We start from the raw sequence: 20422 nt of genomic DNA, 5'->3' as shown, positions 1-20422 counted from the left end.
TCCCGTCGGCGGAAGTTGGAGATAAGCCGGGATCGATAATTTCCCCTAACGGTGTTAAGTAAAAACTATTGACATATGTTTTTATCTTGGTTATATTGTAACCAACGGTTAGTAACCAACGGTTATAAACAAGAAACGGAGCTGATAGAGATGAAAGTTAAACAATTGTCTAAGCATATTTGGAGTCTTAAAACATGGCTGATCATCCCGATTCATGTATGGGTTGTCGTGGAAGAGGACGGCGTTGTTCTTGTGGATACGGGGATTGGACTCATGACGAAGGGAATATTAGCTTTCATCGATAAGCTGGAAGCAGGTCCGCTGAAGGCGATTATGCTTACTCATGGCCATTCTGATCATACAGGAGCGATTAAAGGAATCTTGAAGCAGCGTTCCGTTCCAGTCTACGCCCACCGTATTGAAATTCCTTATGCGGAAGGGAAATTGCCTTATCCAGGCCGTAAGAAGGCACAGCCCTCCATCGAGCCGGGTTTAGCCAAACCGCTCCAAGAGGAAGCCTCAGGAGAGCTTGCATTAATCGGGAGCCTGAAGCCCTATCTTACACCGGGGCATTCCCCCGGCCATGTTGTGTATTATCATGAGCAGGATCAAGTGATGCTTGCCGGGGATTTATTTACCTCGAAGAAAGGTCAGCTGCGCAAGCCTATGAAGATGTTTACGCATGATATGAAGGAAGCTGTTGCAAGCAGTGTAATTGTACGAAAGCTGCAGCCCAAACGTCTTGAAATTTGCCATGGGGATTCCGTCCTGCTGCCTGGTCAGCAAATAGATGCCTATTTAGCGGGTCAATATTAATCCGGCAGCGGCTATTTAGCCATTGCTAGACGGTTCGATAGTGTTCATACAGTTCAGCTGCGATGCAGGACAGGCGCTCCCGCAGCGAAAGCGGCTCGAGTATTTGCAGCTGCTGGCCGTAAGACAGGAGCGTATAAGGAGCAAAGTCATGAAGAGTGGATTCATGCATTTTGATATGAAGCGTATCCTCAGTTTGTTCAACGATGGATTGATTGAACAGCCAATGATCGGCCAAATAATTAATAATTCGGGGTCTGGCCTGAATGCGGACGGAAACCATATCCTCCATTTGCTCCTCATCAGGCAAAAGCATGTTCAGAAAGTGCTCGCGGGCGTTAAATTCCGGCGGCCGTTCGAACTGGAGCTCTGTCCGGTATAAAACATGAATGCGGTCCACACGAAAGCTGCGAATTTCCTCGCGGAGATGGCAATAAGCTGTGATGTACCAGTTTCCTTTCCAATAGACAAGACCATAGGGGTCGATCCTTCGTGTTTGAACATGCTCGCTATTGCCCTTCTGATAATCCATTTGCAAGGTGCAGGCGTTGGCAACCGATACTTCCAGCACCTGTAGGACAGACTCATGAACGGAGTTTTTGGATGGATTAATCACGTCAAAATGGGCCTCATGACGGTTGATCTGGCTTAGCTGCTCTTTATTCGTATAGGTTTTTAGCTTCGTAATCGCCTGGCTCAAGGCATCGCCGAAGGGATACCCGGCCTCTTGGGCGAACTTGGCTGCATGGATAAGCGCCTTTTGTTCATTTAAGTCAAAGAACAGCGGCGCTTTCGTAAAGTTATGCAGCAGACTGTAGCCTCCGTTATGGCCGGAATCGGAGACGATCGGTACCCCGCTGGCGCACAGTGCATCAATATAACGGTATACCGTGCGAATATGGATCTCTAGTTCGTCGGAGAGCTGTTTGGCGGTCATCTTCTTCTCGCTTTTGAGCAGCCAGAGGATAGCGAGCATATTATCTGCCTTCGACATGTTCTAGATTTCCTCCTATTTTGCCGTGAATCCCTCGCGGAACGGATTCAGGAACATTTTTGGAATTTCAGTCTCGAACCTAAGAAGAGCCCCTGTTTTCGGATGAACAAAGCTTAGAACCCGCGCATGCAGCCCGAGCCGGTTAATGGCACGTGATTTGGAACCATATTTCTTGTCGTTGACAATCGGATGGCCGATGTCCTCCATATGAACACGAATCTGGTTTTTGCGCCCCGTCTCCAGCGACACCTCAAGCAGAGAGAAATTGCGATTCGATTGAATGACTTTATAATGGGTTACAGCATGCAGCCCATCGTTAGGGTAATGGCTGGAGTACATCTTGAGCGTTTTGCTTTCCTTCAGCCAGGATGAGATCGTTCCCTCCGGCTTCTTCAGCATCCCCTCTACAAGCGCCACATAGGTGCGCTCCTTCACGGTTTCCTGCCATGAATTTTGCAGCAGCTGCTGTACTTCTTCGCTCTTGGCGAACATCATGACCCCGGAAGTATCCCGATCCAGCCGATGAACGACAAAAATCCGGTTGAACTCGTTGCCGTCTGCACGAACATGTGCAGTTAGCTGCCGGTAAGCAGTCAGATCCGTTTCTTTATCAGAGGCAATGGAGAGCAAGCCCGCATCCTTCACAACAACCAGCAGATGCTCGTCCTCATGAAGAATAGACAGTCCGATCAGCGGAGGAGCTTCGATTACTTTTTCTTTGGAGAGCGTAACCGTCTGTCCGGTCTGCAGCTGATAATTATAAGCGGTTTCCGGCTTGCCGTTGACAGCGATTTGTCCGCGGCTGAGCATCGACTTGATTGAATTCCGCCCTGCATTCGTGACGTTCTTTAACAGGAAAGGCAGGAGCTCCGCCGGTTCCGTGACAGGAAACACTTTGGCCGCAGATTCACGAGTTTGGCGATTTGATGCTGATGCCTTCATAGTTCCTTTCACGGGGGGCTTCTGCGCGGGTTTGCCCGTAGCTGTTCTCCGTCCTGGCAGGCTCTGTTTGCCGCTCGGCTGACGTCTTGTATCTGTTCTTCGTTTATCCATTTCTTACATACACCGTCCTATTCAAGTTACCCTTCATATTAGCATGAACTGCCTGCCAAAAGCTATGAGCCTCCCTGTTCATCGCGGCCCCCGAACCTTGCCGGGCATCTCAAGATGAAGGGATATGAAGAAGGGGATGAATGGGAAATGATGAAAATATAGGGAGTAATTAATAAAATCGTTAAATGGTCATTTGGTGCTCAAATTTCGTGAATTTGATGCATCTATATGAATAAGCCGTCTAACAGGCAGCACAGAATTGGGGAGTTCCAATCCTTATCCCGGGCCAGACATAAGGTGAGTGAGTAACGCAAACGTATCCGTCTTCGGGATTACGTACAAGAGTGGAGCGAGGTACTGACCTACACGAATCGACAGCAGTATTCGCTCAGCGATGTGATGGGACTGACAAGCCAAGCTCTCCGCTTGACCATCCGGGCAGATACCGTTGATCCGACAGAGCCGGCGATGTATTTTTGGGAATCTTCATGGTCGCACATAGAACGAGAAAGAAGCCGGTTCCCTCCCGTAAGGGAATTCGGCTTCTTTCTCGTCTCGGCTTATGGCGGCTCTACTTCTGGTAGACAACCGGAAAATGTGCGCCAGTCAGCAGCTGGCCCGGCTCCACTGTGACATAGGGCAGCATCGCATGGCCGCCAACGGGCTCATATCTGGTATGACCCGGCATATAGTGAACCGCGATCGCCCGGCGTTTCATCTCGGAGCGGTTATGCGGGCTGCCATGCCAAGTGAGGCAGTGATGATAGCCGACTTGGCCTTTCTTGATTTCGAAGGGCACCGCTTCGACATTGGCATGGTTAGGGAGCATTTCCGGCTGTTTGTGGAGAGGTTTAAAGTCCTTCGTGCTCGACAAATACCGCTGATGATTGCCCCATTTATGGCTGCCCGGCACCATCCACATGCATCCGTTCTCAATAACGGCATCATCAAGCGCTACCCATGCGCTGACAAGATCGGACGGCTGAATGATCGGCCACAGCGGATGATCCTGATGCCAAGCCGTCGGTCCGCCGGTTACAGGCGGTTTATATTGAATCTGATCATGCCAGATCCGCAGGGTGTCGGTATGCGATAATTGCGCGATTTCCTCGCAGATCGTCCGGTTGGCTGCATGCTTCAGATACAGGTCGCTGGCCATCCAAATATTGACGATCTGCACAACCGTGGAGCTGACGGTCATTTTCATATTATCGTAAGGAGAATCCTCATTAAGCATATCTCGGTTTAGCACAGGCTTCTTAACCGATTGGCCTGCCATGACAAGATCGAGCTCTTCACGGAGCGCTTCCACTTCTTCCTCGCTTAGCACGACACTGCCCTTTAAAAATCCGTTGTTTTCAAATTCGTCTACTTGTGCTTGACTTAACATAGTTGACACCTCTTTGCTTTAATTTTATTTGCTAAAGCTATCATAATCGAGAACCAAGCCGCGGTATTTACATTAACGCAACAGGGTGTTGCACTTTTCAATTATTATTCGCGCTTCGACAAGGGAGATGTCCACGCATTGAACAGCCATCGATTGGGAGCGATCTACGAGCTTCAGCCAACAGTTAATTTCATCGGATATACGGAAGCGGACATTGGCACGGCATGGGGGCCGAGGAGGATACCGGATTACCAGATCTTCTATGTGGTCTCAGGTGAAGCGGAGGTTTGGTATGGCCAGCAGCACTTTCATCTAGGCCCCGGAGATTGTACGTTCTATGGGCCTCAGATCCCTCACAAGCTGGTTATTAAGAAGCCGGTTGTTTATTTCAGCCTTCATTTTCTTTGGCAGCATTCGTCACCGGTGCCTGAGCATCCCGCCTATAAAATCGAGCCCTGCAGCGAAGATGAGCTGCTCCGTCATGTCCGGACGGACTATTATCTCGATATTCCGGGTCAGGAGTCCCTGCATATTCCTCCGGTGTTCCCTGCGGCGGTTATAGAGCCTTATTTGATGCGTATTGTGAATGAATACTTGAATGAGCAGCCCGGCTATGCCATCGTGCTGCGCGCTCTGTTGACCGAATTAATAGCGGGCATCGTCAGAGATCGCTTAGCATCGCGTCCCCATTCTATAGAGCGGATGAAGATCGACCCGGCGCTTCGCGCAATCAGCGGGCAGCCGGAGAAGAACTGGACGATTCCCGAGCTTGCCGCCCTCTGCGGCTATCATGTCATCTATTTCTCATCTTTATTTCGCAAATGCACGGGCGCAAGTCCCAAGCAATATCTCATTTCCGAACGGATCCGCAAGGCCAAATACTATTTGTTAAGCGGGGAGAAAGCGGAGAATATTGCATCGAAGCTCGGCTATGCCAGCATTCATTATTTTTCCAGAAATTTCAAAGAAGAGACGGGGCTTACGCCTACCGAATTTAAGCAGCAGGAGCTGTAATGGCGGGGTTTTACGTTAATTTCATGGCGGCTTCACACGCGATTCTAGCAAATCAATTATCATAGACAAAAGAGATAGCGGGTGTTACGATAACGTCTGAGAGATTAGGAGATTACTGGAGAAAAGAGGCGTGAAATTGAAGTCGAAGTTGAAGCATAAACTGCTCTTATCCGTATTAGCTGCCGGACTTCTAGCTGCTCCTCTGCCAGGATTGACGGACCAAACTGCCGCTGCAGCACCAAAGGCTGCGGTATCCGCTGCACAGACAGACCGCATTTCAGTATTCATTGACGGGAAGAAGCTTGCATTAACACCTGCGCCTGTCATGCTGAAGGGCACCACCGTCGTGCCTATGCGTACGATTTTCACTGCACTTAAGGCTGCCGTTACGTGGGAGCCTGCGACCCGCACGATATTTGCTGTTAAGGGTAATACGACGGTTACACTGCAGCTTGGATCAAGCCAGGCGTATAAGAACAGCAAAGCAGTCAAGCTTGCTCTGCCGCCTCAGCAAATTCATGGCAGCACGATGGTGCCGCTGCGTTTTGTAGCGGAAGCGCTTGGCGCTGATGTTCAAGTGGATGCGGCGCATACGGTCCGCATCACTTCAGCGGAAGCTCTGCTCAAGCAAGCACAGGAGAAAGAAGCGGCCCAAGCGGCATTAGCCGAGAAGCTGGCGGAAGAGGCTGCGCTCACAACCCGGGAAAATATAGATTTAAACGATGACAAGGTCGTTATGATCAACACAGATATAGCGCAGGGAAGCGGCGTTATCATCGATAAGAACCAAATTCTGACCAATTTTCATGTCATGCAGGGGGCTTCCGAAGGAAATGTAGTCCTGCTTAACGGTAAAACAATCGAAATCCAAGGTATTGTGGGCTATGACGAGGATTCCGATTTAGCGGTTATTCAGACGAAGTCACCGCTTAATGTGGAGCCGGTAACGATCGGTGTTTCTGCCCGCAAAGGGGAGCATGTCGTAGCGATTGGAAGTCCGCTTGGCTTACAGAATACAGCTTCCGAAGGAATTATCAGCAATATCCTTAATGATGGTAATCAGACCTATCAAATCAGCGTTCCTATCGATCATGGAAGCTCCGGCGGAGGGCTGTTTAATGATCAGGGAGAGTTGATCGGCATCACCTCATCAGGGGTCGACTCTACGAATGCTGACTTGAATTTTGCAGTTTCCGTAAACAACATCTATTCGCTGATCTATCAAATTGAAGATGAGCCGGCGGAGAAGATTGAATTCCTGCCTAGCGATCTGCCTGATTCTCTTGAAGGAGCATCTACGGATGAGATTCGCAGTTTACTGGAGAAGCACTTCGCTGAGATACAGACCTCACAGGGCACGACAGAGCTCAAGCGCTTTGAGGTTACGCGTGATTCGAAGGGATGGCTCGTTATCAGCGCCGTCATCGATCCTGCTTTCTATATGGTCTATGGCAACAGCTCCAATGATGACCTTCGCTACTGGGCAATTAATACAGGCTATGAACTGACGAAGAGGCTGCCCAAAGACACCATTCAGCTGACGGTCTATTATGATCAGGTGTTCAGCTTTGAACCCCGCGGCTACGCGCCGGGAGAAGTAACAGCTATTGGGGACGGCACTTATCGGGTTCGTTACCCAGTCATCGATATGCAGGGCAAAGAGAAAATGATTGTGAAGGTCCGTACTTAAATCTTCAAGAGGGGTCTCCTCAGGTAAGCAGCACAAGCTGTTCCGCCGGGGCGCCCTTCTTTTTTTGTCCGATATTCGTTACAATAGTAGTCATTAAGAAAGACAAATGAGGGATTGAACCAGATGAAAGTTGTCCTGTCAACATTGAACGCCAAATATATCCATACCTCGCTCGCGCTGCGCTGCCTGAAGGCCTTCAGCCAGCATGAGTTTGACATCGATATTGCTGAATACACCATTAAAGATCCCGTTATGAACATCGTAGCCGATATTTTCGCGCGCGATCCGGAGGTTGTCGGGTTCTCCTGTTATATCTGGAATATTGAAGAGACGATCACAGTCATCGATATGCTCAGAAAAATCAAACCGTCGCTGCGTATTGTTCTCGGCGGACCGGAGGTCAGCTACGATACGGCGTTTTGGATGGAGCGGCTGCCCCAGGTGGATTACATTGTCGTTGGCGAAGGCGAAGAGACCTTCCATCACCTGCTGACAGAGCTCCGGGACAGCTGCAAGCTTCATATGGTCTTCGGGCTTGCTTACCGGAAGGAGCGGGCAAATGGCGAGATTGAGATTATCGTGAATCCGCCAAGACCGAAACCGAGCCTGGCGTCGCTTCCGTCACCGCACCGATTCCCGGAGGATATTCCGCATCTCGGGAGCCGGGTAACCTACTTCGAGACCAGCCGGGGATGTCCATTCAGCTGCCAATTCTGTTTGTCGAGCATCGAGGTCGGCGTCCGTTACTTCGATATCGAACGGACGAAGGCGGACCTGCTGTACCTGATCGATTCGGGAGCGAAGCTGATTAAGTTCGTGGACCGAACGTTTAACATTAAGCGGGACTATGCGCTGGAGATGTTCCAATTTCTGATCGAGAACCACCGCGGCTGCGTATTCCAGTTCGAAATCACGGCTGATATTATGCGTCCGGAAGTGCTTGATTACTTGTCCGAGAATGCGCCGCCGGGTGTGTTCCGGTTTGAGATCGGCGTACAATCAACGAATGATATCACGAATGAAGCCGTGCAGCGCCGCCAGAATTTCACGAAGCTCACCCGTACCGTCATGAAGGTGAAGGAGAGCGGCAAGATCGATCAGCATCTCGATTTGATTGCCGGTCTGCCGCATGAGAATTACGACTCCTTCCGTAAAACGTTCAATGATGTATTTGCCCTTCGTCCAGAGGAGCTGCAGCTCGGGTTTCTGAAGATGCTCCGGGGAACAGGCATGCGTAATGATGCGGACAAGCACGGGTACATCTATATGGATCGCGCGCCGTATGAAATTCTAGGTAACGATATATTGCCTTTCTCGGACATTGTCCGGATCAAGCGGGTAGAGGATGTTCTGGAGAAATATTGGAATGCCCACCGGATGGATCATGCACTGCTTTATTTGGTGGAGAGAGCTTTCACATCGCCATTCGACTTCTTCCAGCAGTTCGGTGACTTCTGGGAAGGCCGGGGCTGGCAGAAGATCGGCCATCAGCTGGAGGATCTGTTCTCAAGGCTGTGGTCCTTCTTATCGGAAGCGCATGCGCAGCGGGCGAAGCAGGAAGGTCTCGACTGGCAGCCGGATGTCGCGCTTGGCTTGATGAAGCTGGATTATTTCCTGGGACATAAGTTCAAGCCGCGCAAGCTGTGGTGGGACTTCACGATGGACAAGTCGGCCTGGGGCGGCTGGATGCAGCGGCTGGCACAGCGTCCGGAGGAAGTATCCGAGGCATTCGCGGCACTGGGCCTCGTCGAGAGAGAGCTGCAGAAGCACGCGGTAATCGAGCTGCTTCCATTTGACCTGAATCTGTATTTACAGGAAGGCATCGTGTCCTTGGATAAGGAAACACTGCTGATTGTGATCTATAACGGCGGCGGCAAAGAGGATGTCACGGCTGCTAAGCCGTTCATGCTCACACTGGTTAAAGCCGAACATTCTTGAGCTATTTTGGACATTAGTGTAGAATGAAAGAGGTTTCATCATTAGCGGATAAGGGAGCGATAGACTTGGTATATGCAGCAAATAACGAGCGCTATGCGTCGATGACGTACAATCGAACAGGAAAATCAGGCTTGAAGTTGCCTGCGATTTCACTTGGATTATGGCATAATTTTGGCGGAGTGGACACATTCGAGAACGGCCGCGCCATGCTCCATCGTGCATTTGATCTGGGCATTACCCATTTTGATCTGGCTAATAACTATGGACCGCCAGCCGGCTCTGCGGAAGAAATGTTCGGCCGCATCATGACGACCGATTTCAAACCGTACCGGGATGAGTTGATTATTTCCTCTAAAGCGGGCTACTATATGTGGCCGGGACCTTACGGTGAATGGGGTTCGCGCAAATATCTGATTGCAAGTCTGGAGCAAAGTCTGAAACGGATGAATATTGATTATGTCGATATTTTCTATTCACACCGTCCGGATCCGGAAACACCGCTTGAAGAAACCATGGGCGCGCTTGATCATATGGTGCGTTCCGGTAAAGCTCTGTATGTCGGTATTTCCAGCTACAGTGCTGCTCAAACTGCAGAAGCAATTGCCATTATGAAGCGTCTTGGCACACCGCTAGTCATTCATCAGCCGAGCTACAACATGTTCGACCGCTGGATTGAAGGCGGATTGCAGGATGTGCTTGAAGAGAACGGAGTAGGCAGCATTGCATTCTGTCCGCTTGCACAGGGTTTGCTGACGAACAAATATTTGGGCGGTATTCCTTCTGATTCGCGTGCAGCAAGTGCTACTGGCGCCTTGAATGAAAAAGCCGTGACGCCGGAGCGGGTTGCGCAATTGCAGAAGCTCAATGCCATCGCTGCAGAGCGCGGTCAATCCCTCGCCCAAATGTCTCTGGCATGGGTACTCCGCGGCGGTCGCGTAACGTCGGCGCTGATCGGTGCCAGCCGTGTCAGTCAAATAGAGGATAATGTTGCAGCGCTGAATAATCTGGCGTTCTCAAGCGATGAGCTTGGACAGATTGAAGCCATTTTGCGATAAGTCATAGCGAATGAACAAGCAGAGAATGTCCGTACAGGTTATCAACTAACCTGAGGGCATTCTCTTTTTGCATAGATCCTTGGATTCATAAACGTAATGAGGGTTCGATACGATGAATATATGAAATCGCCAGGCGTGCTTGCGGTCTGCTTCTTATGCTGCTCAGTGATGATGGGCTGAAATAGTGAATAATGACGATCCGGTAAAATGACTATTTACCCTCTTACCGGCACTCGCCAATACTTTTGAGCAGCGGATGGTCCTTCCAGCCGTTTCCATATGAGCGATAAGGAGGCTGTAATAGTGAAGTTTGCCGATACGAGCAGAGGAAGAGCATATGCTAAGGATCCGGCTGTCGTGCGATTTGAAGGCGTTTATTATATTTATTATTCCATTCCGCCCTATCATGACAGCCGCGAGGAAGATGGCTGGGCAATCGGAATTGCGAAGAGTGAAGATTTGGAGAATTGGACAAAAGCCGGAGAGATGCTCCCGGAGCAGCCATGCGAGAAACGCGGGCTATGCGCACCCGGAGCCAGGCCGGGTTTTTTGTGTTTCAATTCCTTGACTAAGGCAGCCATTGCATAGGAAGCGCACACGCGACAAGAAGCTGGCAGACATGGCGTCTGCCAGCTTCTTTGTATGCCGAATTTTATCAAGACCTAATTCAACATCATACCAGAGCGTTCAGAAACAGTCTATATTTTTATTGGTTTTCCCTGTAAATTAGACCAGAAACGAATCTGATGAATGGAGTTGAAGGCAATGGTAAGGAATGAAGGTTGTCCAATTGAGCGCAATTATTTGTCGCAATGCATGCAGGATGCGTTTGGCAGATCGCATCGGATCGCAAGCTTGTCAAACTTTCACGGCGGTGCCCAGAAAACGGTATTCAGAGTGACGTGCGAGGATGGATTTCAGTTCGTGCTGTACATCTGGGATATGGCGAACAATTACTTTCAAGAGGAAATACAAGCCGCTTCGGATCATCAGGAATCCTTCGGCGCTGAGCTGTTCGAGAATAATAACCGCTTCCTGCTCCAGCAGGGAATCAAGACACCTGCGCTCTATTATATGAATAAGGAACGGTCGGTATATGCGAATGATTTCGCTTTTGTAGAGTATATACAGGGAGACTATTTGAGTTCTTATTTTACAGCAGAACGAAGCGTCCAGGACCAGATATTCATTCCTTTCAGAGATCAGCTCATGCGGATGCATGACAGCAGGAGACAGCTTTGGGGAAAGGCAGGCAGGAGTGCTGGGGGTTATTCGGAGTCTTGCCATACGGAAATTTATGAAAATGCGATTGAGCAGCTTCGGTATGCAAGTCTTTACGAGGATTGTTTAGCGCGGAACCGAATGAGGCTGACGCGACTGCTGGATGGATTCGCAGCCGCTCTTACACCGCGCAGCGATTACGGTTTTATTCATTCGGAACTGGGGCCTGACCACGTTCTGGTGAACGACAAGCTGGAGCCGTATATCATCGATATTGAAGGTGCGATGTTCTTTGATGTGGAGCATGAACACAGCTTCATGGAATTTCGGTTTGATAACTACAGGCATTATCTGGATCGGGCTGATCTTGATGAGGATCGGATGCGGATGTATAAGCTCTGCCATCATTTATCCTTATCGGCAGGAGGCTTGAAGCTTATGCAGCGGGGATTCCCTAACCGTCTGTTGGCTGAGGAAATCATGCAGTCCAATGTGGAGAATTCCCTTCGTTTCTTGGACTGATCGATGGATAGAATAGGCTGATACAAACCTTAATGATACGCTCCAGCTGACGAAATAGGATTCATGCCAGGAGGGATTCGAATAGAGAAGCCCCCGCTGACAAAGCGGCTGCGGAGTTGAATGGATAAAGGAGTTGACAAACGAGTCCGGATGAGAGGAAAATGTAGGGAGTTCCGTGGACTTCAGGGGGCGCAAATTCATACAAAGAGGAACAAATTCATGCACAATTCCATGCACAAATCCAATACACGGACCCGGCTCAGGCTCAATGATATTCTATTGCTGTTCGTCGTTTTCGGAGGGTTCCTGATCTTCGGTTTCTCCGAAAATATTAAAGGCCCCGCGATTCCAAGGATGCAGGCCGACTTCAGCTTAGACGAAGGGCAGCTTGGCATGCTGCTCGCGCTGAACTCTCTTGGCTATCTGGCTGCCTGCACGTTCACATCCGCATTATCCAAACGAATCGGCATCAAATGGACCGGCATCACGGCATTTGCCTCCATGACGATCGCCGGGGTACTCATGTACGCGGCGCAGGGCTACGGATTCCTGTCCGCATCCTACTTCCTCATGTATATCGGCAACGGCATGCTGGAGATCGGACTCGCCATCATGGCAGCCCGGATTTTCACCAAAAACACGGGAACGATGATGAATCTGGCGCATTTCTTCTATGGGCTGAGCTCGATTGTCGCGCCGCTAATCGCCGCATCCATGATGGGCTGGCATGGACCGGGCGGGGAATTGGGCTGGCGGGGGATGTACCTGATCATGCTGTCCCTCGCCATTCTGCCGATCATCCCTTCGCTTTGGGGCAAGTTCCCGGAAGAGATGCACGAACCGTCCGAGCATATTTCATACAGAAAGCTCATTCGCGATCCTATTGCATGGCTGATCGTCTTCATATTATCATTCGGGGTCGTGTCTGAGCTTGCCGTGGGAAGCTGGCTGGTCAATTTTCTGGAGAAAGCATACGGCTGGAGCATGTCGGATGCCTCCGGGATGCTGTCCGCCTTCTTCCTCTTCTTCACGCTGGCCCGGTTGTTCCTCGGTCCTGTCACCGACCGGATCGGGTATACGCTATCGGTAATGATTTTCGCCGCATTCTCCGGAATTTGCAGTCTGGCGGCAATTGCAATCGGCGAGAAGGGAGCAATTCTGTTCGCCATTGCGGGCGCGGGCATTGCGCCGATCTATCCGACGATTATGGCGATGATAGCCAAGCGCTACCCCAAGGGGACGGACACGGCGATTACCTTCACCGTCACGCTCATGGGCATTGCCAGCGTCGTGGGCAATCTCTTCATCGGATATATGATCGATTTCGTGCACAGCCTGTTCCAAGGGCGAGGCGCGAACGAGGGACAGATCCTCGGTCTTCAGGCCGGATACGAATTCATCGCCCTGCTGGCGCTCCTTTGCTCGGCCTGCTGCCTTATTCTGTATATGGTTCTCCGCAAGCGGGGGGAAGTTATATAAGCGCAGGAAGCAATTCTCAATAATGGCGGCTGCTGCGCTTTTGGCTGCTTATTACATGTCCTGCATGCGGGGCATGTTTTTTTGCATTCGGAATGTATGAAAGGGAGGATTGGTACGTTCATGCAGTTTGGATCCGGAAGAAAGCCGCGCTGCTTGCTGCGCTTATTACCTGCAGTCTGGGCAGCTCGTATTATGCTCTGTCTGCAAGTGAAAATTCGTATACGGCCGTCGTAAATCCGGGAGTTCAATTTCAAAGCCCGGAAGGGCGGGAGGAGAGCGGATCCAACGCGTATCGATCTGAGCGCGCTGCAATGAGGAGTTGACGGGAGATGCAGAAAAAATGGCAGGCACCCTAGCGGCTGGTACCGGGAGCAAAGCTCTCCGGAAAAGCCGCCATGGTGCCTGCCAAGACTGGCTGCGAATCGCGAAGTGAGAATCGTTATTGGATCATCAACTTCGGCCTTCATTCATCTGACCGGCCAGGTCATGGCCGAATGTCTCCTGCGATTACGACAACGATTAAGGCGTTACACTGCGCAGCACAGTCAAATTCCCGTCCAGCTCATAAGCGCCAAGGCTTGCAGGAAGCAGGAAACATTCGCCGGCTTTGAGTTCCAGCTTGCCGCCGTCCCAGCTCAGTGAGCCTGTTCCTTCAGCGATAACGAGAATGACGAAGCTCTCAGGCGCTGTCGACAGCTTCCAAGGCGCGCGAACGAGCCCTTTTTCCACGATAAAATAGGGGGATTCCGCAATTTGAAGCCATTCATTATCACCGATATTATCGGTCTTCATGCGGCTTGCTCCAGCGCCTTCATAAGCGGTTACGTTGAGTGAATCCTCTACGTGCAGCTCGCGGAGCTTGCCGTCGAGTCCAGGGCGGTTATAATCGAACACCCGGTAAGTCGTATCGGAGTTCTGTTGAATTTCCGCAACCACGACACCGGCGCACAGCGCATGAACGGTGCCTGCAGGGATGTAGAAAGCATCTCCGGCTGCAACCGGCACTTCCTGCAGCGTATCCATAACGCGGCCCTCTTCAATGGCAGCAGCAAGCGCAGCGCGGTCAACGCCTTCCTTAAGTCCGTAGATGATCTTGGCACCCGGCTCAGCATCAAGAACATACCACATTTCAGTCTTGCCAAGCTCTCCTTTTGGAAGGCCTTCATAGGAATCAGTCGGATGTACTTGGATCGACAGGTCATCGTTACAATCGAGTAATTTAATAAGAAGCGGGAAACGCCCTTCCTCGGAAAAGCCCTTCGTACCGAAGAATTCACGGCCATAACGCTCGCGGATGTCATCAAGTCCAAGTCCGGCAAGCTCCCCGTTCATTACTTTTGTCGTACCGTTCGGGTGATCGCCGATCATCCAGCCCTCACCGATTGATCCTTCTGGAAGTGTAAGGCCGAACTGCTCGAGCGCTCGTCCACCCCAGATGCGTTCTTTCATTTCCGGTTGAAATTGAAGCGGGTATGCTTTAGTCATTATGGTAATCTCCTTATATCTATGTAGTGGTTAATGAAGCAGTGGAAACCGGTTGTTACTTAGAAGCAGGCTGGAACATTTCCAGAAACTCACCGTCCGGGCCGTAGAAGAAGAAATAGCGGGCGCCGTTAGGCAGTGTTGTAATTTCGGTGTCGCGCAGCGGAACGCCAAGTCCCTTAATACGGGTAAATTCGGCTTCTACATCGTCAACAGTAAAAGCGACATGATGGGTGCGGCCCTCAGCTGGAAGCTCACCGTCATAACCTTCAATCAGCTCGATTTCGGATTCGCGCGCTTCTGCTCCGGCCAGGAAAGCAAGACGAATGATCCCATTGGTATGAGGCAGGGTGTATAAGTAAGTCAGACCAACAACATCCGTATAAAAAGCAATTGACTTCTCCAGATTCTTAACCATGATTCCAACATGCTCCAGCTTGCGTACGCCCATCTTAACATCCTCCTCAAATTAACTTCTTATTATTTAATAAACTTGCTCAAGGTGCAAGGTGAACCTTTTTTTCAATGGCAATCAAATAAGGGGCATCTGCTCTTTGCGCCATCCGGTAGATAACAGATTGGCAATCCTGCACGGATAAAGAGGATGCCCACTGCTCGACTTCGCGAGTCTCCGTGTCGCCGCCGGAGTGCCCCGGATATAAGACGACAGTAATAATGCCGCCTATGCGAAGGAGACGAACAGCCGAATCAAGTGCTGCTATTGTCGTTTCCGGCTTCGTGATAACCGTCTGATCGGCGCCTGGCAGATAGCCTAAGTTGAACATAACCGCAGCTGCACGGCCATGTGAACCAACAGGTATATGATTAGCCATCGCTTCATGACTGTCAAGTACCAAATGCACTTCCGGCTTTCGCTTCTGTTTCGCGGCGCTCCCATTCCCCTCAATATGGGACGGGCTTTCCGCAGCTGAATCATCGCCAAATGCAGCGGCAAGCCGGTCGCGTGTTCGCTCCAACGCCTGCTCTTGAATGTCGAAGGCGTAGACGCAGCCGCGCGGACCGGTAAGCTCAGCCAGCATCAGCGTATCGACTCCGTTGCCGCAGGTAGCGTCAACCACCAGATCGCCTGGCGAGACACGCTCCTTGATAAGCTTATGAGCCATGCTGAGTACGGATAGGAAACCCATTTACCGAGCCTCCCACAGCCGGCCTTGCCAGGTGTTCCGGCGGCGCAGTTCATCATCAATAGCGTTGAGCACTTCCCACTTCTTCAAGCTCCACATCGGCCCAATGAGCAAATCACGCGGAGCATCGCCGGTTAACCGGTGGACGATCATATCGGGAGGGAGAATTTCCAGCGTGTCTCCAATGAGCTTCACATACTCGTCCTGATCGAGGAAACGAAGCAGGCCGGCCTCGTACTGTTTAACCATCGGTGTTTTGCGCATGAGATGGAGAAGATGGATCTTAATACCCTGGATATCCATGGCAGCGACAGCTTTGCCGGTTTCGAGCATCATTTCATGCGTTTCTTGAGGCAGGCCGTAGATGATATGCGCGCATACGCGAATGCCGCGGGCCCGGAGCCGCTTGACCGCATCGATGTAGCATGCGGTATCATGCGCACGGTTAATCAGGGTTGAGGTCGACTCGTGAACGGTTTGCAGCCCCATCTCAATCCACAGATAGGTGCGCTCGTTCAGCTCGGCCAGGTAATCAACGACATCATCGGGCAGGCAGTCGGGACGGGTGGCAATAGATAATCCTACTACACCCGGCTGGATGAGAATTGCTTCGTAGTATTCCCGCAGCTCTTCTACCGGGGCATAAGTGTTGGTGTAGGCTTGAAAATACCCAATGTACCGTGCATCCGGCCATTTTTGATGCTGCAGGTCCCGGATGTTATTGAATTGGGTCACCAAATCATCCCGGCGGCTGCCTGCAAAATCTCCTGACCCCCGCGCACTGCAGAAGGTGCAGCCCCCGGCGGCAATCGAGCCGTCGCGGTTGGGACAAGTAAAGCCTGCATCCAGCATGACTTTAAAGACTTTCCCGCCGAATTGCTCCCGCATTTCGTAATTCCATGTATGAAATCTCTTGTCGTTCCACAGGATAGGTTCTATAGAAACGAAATCAGTTCGTGGTTCTACCGGCATCTTAAGTGCTCCTCTTGCTTTAAAATCGCTTGTACGGTGTTAAAGTTAATCATAACGAAAATTGCTTGGAAACGCCATTATTCTACCCAGAATCTTATGGAAATCAATTGATTTTGACGTCTGATGGATGTCGAATGAACTGGAAATTTTCCGAGAAATATTTTCAAAATAGGCTTGCAATACCTAACATAAGGTGTTATATTAAAAGAGTAGGAAACAGCGAAAGATCAAGGTTTAAACATTACATGTATCATATTCCAATCACTTGTCATAGCAGGTCAATTGCTGGAAAAGGTTTTAAATAAAACCAAGAGGTGATGAGAGATGAACACACAAGTTAAGATTCCCCAAGGGGACGAGAAAGTAACGGTTGAATTAACGAGAAAAGAACTTATGGCACTTGCCGGCATCCGTTTCTACGGAAACCATAATATTGAAGTATCCGCTCGCAAGAAACTGAATGAAGTATTAGATGCAGGCCAAAGCCAGCCGGACCAACTGCTGAATTAACTTCACCAAATTTACATTCCATAAGCCGACAGGTGCATGAAGCGCCTTCGGCTTTTTGTTTTTTATTTGTCTGCCGAAGGCTGCTTTACAATTTGCCCGATGTTCGGCACAATAAGGACTAGCTTATTTTTATGTTACGTGAAGGAGTCAATCAAACATGCGTCTAAGAGGCAGAAAAGGAATTCTTGAAAGTTTAGAAGCGCAGCCGGAGCTGGTTGTTCTGGATGCGGCACCGCTCAAGGGGCGCTGGCGTGATTTCTTCGGCAATGACAAGCCGATTTATGTGGAGCTGGGCATGGGGAAGGGCCGCTTCATCAGCGATATGAGCGTCCGTAATCCGCATATTAATTTTATCGGCATCGACATGTACGATGAATTGATCCGTAGGGCCAGCGATAAAGCCCGGCTTGCGTGGGAAGCGCATGGTGCTCCCCAAACACCGAATTTAGCGCTGCTTCGGGCTAATATTGAGAAAATCGAAGACATCTTTGGCTCGAATGAGATTGAGCGGATTCATTTGAATTTCAGTGATCCTTGGCCTAAAGCCAAGCATGGCCGCAGAAGATTAACCCATCCGAGGTTTGTAGCCAAATACATCGAGATTCTTAATGATAAGGGAGAAATCCATTTTAAGACGGATTCTCAATCTTTATTTGAATTTTCGTTGAACAGCTTTTCGGATATGGAGCTGCATATGCGTAATATTTCACTTCATCTGCACAAAGAGACTTTGCGTGATGATTTGGTGCTTACGGAATATGAGGCGAAATTTGTCGAAAAAGGGAATAACATTCACCGGGTTGAAGTGGTCATTGGTGAGAAAGCACTAGCAGCTCATCGCGAAGCAAAGCTTGCGGCTCAGATCATAGACCAAGCCGCAGCGACTAACGATGACGTTAATAAACCAAGCACAGAGCCAGCAGCAACATCGGAAGGATAATGGAGTCCGAGATACATCCGCGACCATGCGACTGAAATGCCGAGTACGAGGGCAATCGGGAGCAGGAGCGGCAGAAGTGAAAGATCTGCCAGCAGCCATGGCGTCAGCCAGGCAAATATCGCCGTTGTATGGCCCGATGGAAATGAGGAGTCATGCAGCGGCTTGCGGCAGGTATTCAGATAAGGCATAGCCTGATAAGGGCGCAGCCGGCTGAATTTGCGTTTCACAATAGCGACTGGAATATGGCTGATTGCCACGCCCGCAGCACACTGCAGCCCGGCAGTTCGCCAAGGCCCGGGTGCCAAGAGCGCGCATAGCAGGGCGCTAACAAGCGTGAACGTAGCTCCCCCTGTATGCGTAATGAAACCCAGCCACCGACTAAGCCACATGTTTATCCCCTGATGCACCGGTCTCCGATTTGCCCACAGCAGCATGCGCTGCTCACTCAAAAGAAGCCAATCCATCATACGATCCATGCTGACCCCTCCTAAAAGGTTTGTGATACTCCAATGAAATTTCTTCTAGGCAAGCAAAACCGCTCCGAAAGCCACCGCTTAAGTTTCTAATCATCCAACGAAATACTTGCTAGGCAAGCAAAACCCGCTTCGAAAGCCTGCGTTAAGATTGTGCATACACCGGTGAAACTCGCATAAACTTAGTTTTTGTGACAGCTCTATTTTAATCCCTTATTGTTCACGCCGTGTCATCGGACTGCTAACGAACTATTAACGATCTATTCATTAGTTGTTGATTCCTGGAAAACACAAGACCTTTATACTAGCGTCAAACGACTATCCGGGCATGGCAATGTCCCGTGCATCCGGACAAACGGAGGCGATTGCAGTGAGGTTAGCGCTATTTACAGATACGTACGAGCCGGATGTTAATGGGGTAGCAAGAACTCTTGCAAGGTGGGTTGATTACTTGAAACGCCAAGGGATTCCCTGTCTCGTATTTGCACCCGATCCTGCGGCCCGTGATGAATATACCTCCATGTCATCGGTTGAGCGCTTCACAAGCTTCCCCTTCTTCCTCTATCCGGAATGCCGCCTTGCCCTTCCAAAACCTCTTTTTATACGCCGTGCTCTTCATGATTTTCAACCGACACTTATTCATGTAGCAACGCCATTTAACATGGGATTATGCGGGGTTCACTACGCCCGGAAGTACCATGTTCCATTAATTGCCTCTTATCATACGAATTTTGACCGATATTTGCCGTTTTACAATTTGCATTGGATGGTTAAGATGTTATGGAGGTATATGAACTGGTTTCATCATGATTCACGTTCTATCTTCGTACCCTCCAAATCAACCTTGCTTGAATTGAAGGAACGGGGGTGGGATGAATCACGTCTGGCCGTATGGTCACGAGGCATTGATACCAAGCAGTACCATCCTGGAGTCGATCGCAACGCATTACTCGCTCAGCATGGTATTTCACCTGATACATTCATCGTACTCTATACGGGTAGATTGTCTCCTGAGAAAAATGTCGATGTAGCACTTACAGCATTTGCTAAATTTCAGCGTGATGTGTGTCCCGAGTCTCTCCTGGTTCTTGCAGGTGACGGCCCTTCATCCGAGCAGCTTAAGCTACAGGCCGAGCGTGAGCGTATCAGGGTTCAGTTTCTTGGGTTCACCGGCATGCCGGCGCTCCAGCAGTGGTATGCGGCGGCAAATGTATTTTTATTTCCTTCCTCTACGGAAACTTTCGGTAATGTTGTCCTCGAAGCAATGGCATGCGGGACTCCCGTAATATGCGCCGATGCAGGCGGTGTCGTCGATACGGTGGAGCATGGCTGGAACGGGCTTCGCTGCGAGCCGGGAAATGCGGATGCTTTCAGCGATGCGCTTTCACAACTCTACAAGGATAAGGAGCTTGGCATGAGGTTTGCGGCGCGCGGGTTTGCTCATAGCTTGCGTCAATCGTGGGATGGCATTTTTGCCGAGCTTCTTCATCGCTGCGAAGAGGCTGAACTTCCCGATCATCGTTCAACGATCCGTCACATAAGCAGATAAATAAACGAAACTTTTTTTATTCGTAATTCGTTTATGATAAAGTGTCATGATTTTTTAGTAAATGGATGAAAATAAGGGTGAGACGTCAGAAAACATGGATAACGGTTCTATGATGGACAATGCAAGCGTTTTTCCAAGGTTTCCTGACGTTCAGTCCCGATTTCAAGTTTTGACAAAGAGAC

General features: G+C 50.1%; 19 protein-coding genes. 11 read left to right on the top strand and 8 right to left on the bottom strand.

The annotated features are described in order from the left end of the window. The first annotated feature begins 150 nt into the window (after positions 1 to 150). Positions 151 to 816 carry an MBL fold metallo-hydrolase gene (locus ACFPYJ_RS04010; RefSeq protein ID WP_379186748.1) on the top strand — a complete coding sequence of 222 codons (666 nt, stop codon included), beginning with the start codon at positions 151 to 153 and terminating at the stop codon, positions 814 to 816. 25 nt (positions 817 to 841) lie between these two features. On the opposite strand, the gene ACFPYJ_RS04005 is transcribed toward ACFPYJ_RS04010, so the two are convergent. From ACFPYJ_RS04005 to ACFPYJ_RS03995, 3 genes are all read right to left on the bottom strand, one after another. Continuing rightward, the gene (locus ACFPYJ_RS04005; RefSeq protein ID WP_379186747.1) at positions 842 to 1807 is read right to left on the bottom strand and encodes a helix-turn-helix transcriptional regulator; all 966 of its coding nucleotides are present in this window, start codon (positions 1805 to 1807) and stop codon (positions 842 to 844) included. A gap of 15 nt (positions 1808 to 1822) precedes the next feature. Then, on the bottom strand, positions 1823 to 2749 hold the full coding sequence (locus ACFPYJ_RS04000; protein ID WP_379186821.1) for an RluA family pseudouridine synthase: 927 nt from the start codon (positions 2747 to 2749) through the stop codon (positions 1823 to 1825). Positions 2750 to 3431: 682 nt separating this feature from the next. Further along, entirely contained in the window at positions 3432 to 4250 is an 819-nt protein-coding gene (locus tag ACFPYJ_RS03995) for a phytanoyl-CoA dioxygenase family protein (protein WP_379186746.1), read from the bottom strand. Between the two features lie 138 nt (positions 4251 to 4388). Between ACFPYJ_RS03995 and ACFPYJ_RS03990 the strand changes: the two genes are divergently transcribed. The 7 genes from ACFPYJ_RS03990 to ACFPYJ_RS03960 all read left to right on the top strand — a co-directional run bounded on the left by ACFPYJ_RS03990 (position 4389) and on the right by ACFPYJ_RS03960 (position 13169). Next, entirely contained in the window at positions 4389 to 5264 is an 876-nt protein-coding gene (locus tag ACFPYJ_RS03990; protein ID WP_379186745.1) for an AraC family transcriptional regulator, read from the top strand. Between the two features lie 130 nt (positions 5265 to 5394). Further along, complete coding sequence (locus tag ACFPYJ_RS03985) at positions 5395 to 6954, top strand: stalk domain-containing protein (protein WP_379186744.1); 1560 nt, start codon at positions 5395 to 5397, stop codon at positions 6952 to 6954. Between the two features lie 123 nt (positions 6955 to 7077). Next, positions 7078 to 8892, top strand: a complete 1815-nt coding sequence (locus ACFPYJ_RS03980) for a B12-binding domain-containing radical SAM protein (RefSeq protein WP_379186743.1) — start codon at positions 7078 to 7080, stop codon at positions 8890 to 8892. 65 nt (positions 8893 to 8957) lie between these two features. Next, on the top strand, positions 8958 to 9947 hold the full coding sequence (gene mgrA, locus ACFPYJ_RS03975; protein ID WP_379186742.1) for an L-glyceraldehyde 3-phosphate reductase: 990 nt from the start codon (positions 8958 to 8960) through the stop codon (positions 9945 to 9947). 303 nt (positions 9948 to 10250) lie between these two features. Further along, a complete protein-coding gene (locus ACFPYJ_RS03970; protein ID WP_379186741.1) occupies positions 10251 to 10535 on the top strand; it encodes a hypothetical protein in 285 nt (94 codons plus the stop codon). A 177-nt stretch (positions 10536 to 10712) separates the two neighbouring features. Continuing rightward, positions 10713 to 11690 (top strand): phosphotransferase, encoded by a 978-nt coding sequence (locus ACFPYJ_RS03965; RefSeq protein WP_379186740.1) that lies wholly within the window; start codon positions 10713 to 10715, stop codon positions 11688 to 11690. A gap of 219 nt (positions 11691 to 11909) precedes the next feature. Then, positions 11910 to 13169, top strand: coding sequence for an MFS transporter (locus ACFPYJ_RS03960; RefSeq protein WP_379186739.1), 1260 nt, complete (start codon positions 11910 to 11912; stop codon positions 13167 to 13169). 519 nt (positions 13170 to 13688) lie between these two features. Here ACFPYJ_RS03960 and ACFPYJ_RS03955 read toward each other — a convergent pair. The 4 genes from ACFPYJ_RS03955 to mnmL are packed head-to-tail and all read right to left on the bottom strand — an operon-like array spanning position 13689 to position 16768. Further along, positions 13689 to 14654: a type I phosphomannose isomerase catalytic subunit gene (locus ACFPYJ_RS03955; protein WP_379186738.1), complete on the bottom strand. Its 966-nt coding sequence runs from the start codon at positions 14652 to 14654 to the stop codon at positions 13689 to 13691. Positions 14655 to 14709: 55 nt separating this feature from the next. Next, the gene (locus ACFPYJ_RS03950) at positions 14710 to 15102 is read right to left on the bottom strand and encodes a VOC family protein (RefSeq protein WP_379186737.1); all 393 of its coding nucleotides are present in this window, start codon (positions 15100 to 15102) and stop codon (positions 14710 to 14712) included. A 46-nt stretch (positions 15103 to 15148) separates the two neighbouring features. Continuing rightward, positions 15149 to 15799 carry a class I SAM-dependent methyltransferase gene (locus tag ACFPYJ_RS03945; RefSeq protein ID WP_379186736.1) on the bottom strand — a complete coding sequence of 217 codons (651 nt, stop codon included), beginning with the start codon at positions 15797 to 15799 and terminating at the stop codon, positions 15149 to 15151. Then, positions 15800 to 16768: a tRNA modification radical SAM protein MnmL/YtqA gene (gene mnmL / locus ACFPYJ_RS03940; RefSeq protein WP_379186735.1), complete on the bottom strand. Its 969-nt coding sequence runs from the start codon at positions 16766 to 16768 to the stop codon at positions 15800 to 15802. A gap of 324 nt (positions 16769 to 17092) precedes the next feature. On the opposite strand from mnmL, the gene ACFPYJ_RS03935 reads away from it, so the two are divergent. After that, positions 17093 to 17278 (top strand): hypothetical protein, encoded by a 186-nt coding sequence (locus ACFPYJ_RS03935; RefSeq protein WP_379186734.1) that lies wholly within the window; start codon positions 17093 to 17095, stop codon positions 17276 to 17278. A gap of 157 nt (positions 17279 to 17435) precedes the next feature. Beyond that, on the top strand, positions 17436 to 18218 hold the full coding sequence (gene trmB, locus ACFPYJ_RS03930; RefSeq protein WP_379186733.1) for a tRNA (guanosine(46)-N7)-methyltransferase TrmB: 783 nt from the start codon (positions 17436 to 17438) through the stop codon (positions 18216 to 18218). Here the strand turns inward: trmB and ACFPYJ_RS03925 are convergent. After that, positions 18137 to 18694 (bottom strand): phosphatase PAP2 family protein, encoded by a 558-nt coding sequence (locus ACFPYJ_RS03925; protein WP_379186732.1) that lies wholly within the window; start codon positions 18692 to 18694, stop codon positions 18137 to 18139. The two genes, trmB and ACFPYJ_RS03925, sit on opposite strands and share 82 nt — an antisense overlap. A 367-nt stretch (positions 18695 to 19061) precedes the next feature. On the opposite strand from ACFPYJ_RS03925, the gene ACFPYJ_RS03920 reads away from it, so the two are divergent. Further along, positions 19062 to 20240 (top strand): glycosyltransferase family 4 protein, encoded by a 1179-nt coding sequence (locus ACFPYJ_RS03920; protein ID WP_379186731.1) that lies wholly within the window; start codon positions 19062 to 19064, stop codon positions 20238 to 20240. The last annotated feature ends 182 nt before the right edge of the window (positions 20241 to 20422 follow it).

It is taken from the genome of Paenibacillus solisilvae, from assembly GCF_042656405.1.
Taxonomy (GTDB): domain Bacteria; phylum Bacillota; class Bacilli; order Paenibacillales; family Paenibacillaceae; genus Paenibacillus_Z; species Paenibacillus_Z solisilvae.
The sequence above is the reverse complement of the archived record's forward strand: the minus strand, read 5'-3'. Positions and strand labels throughout refer to the sequence as shown.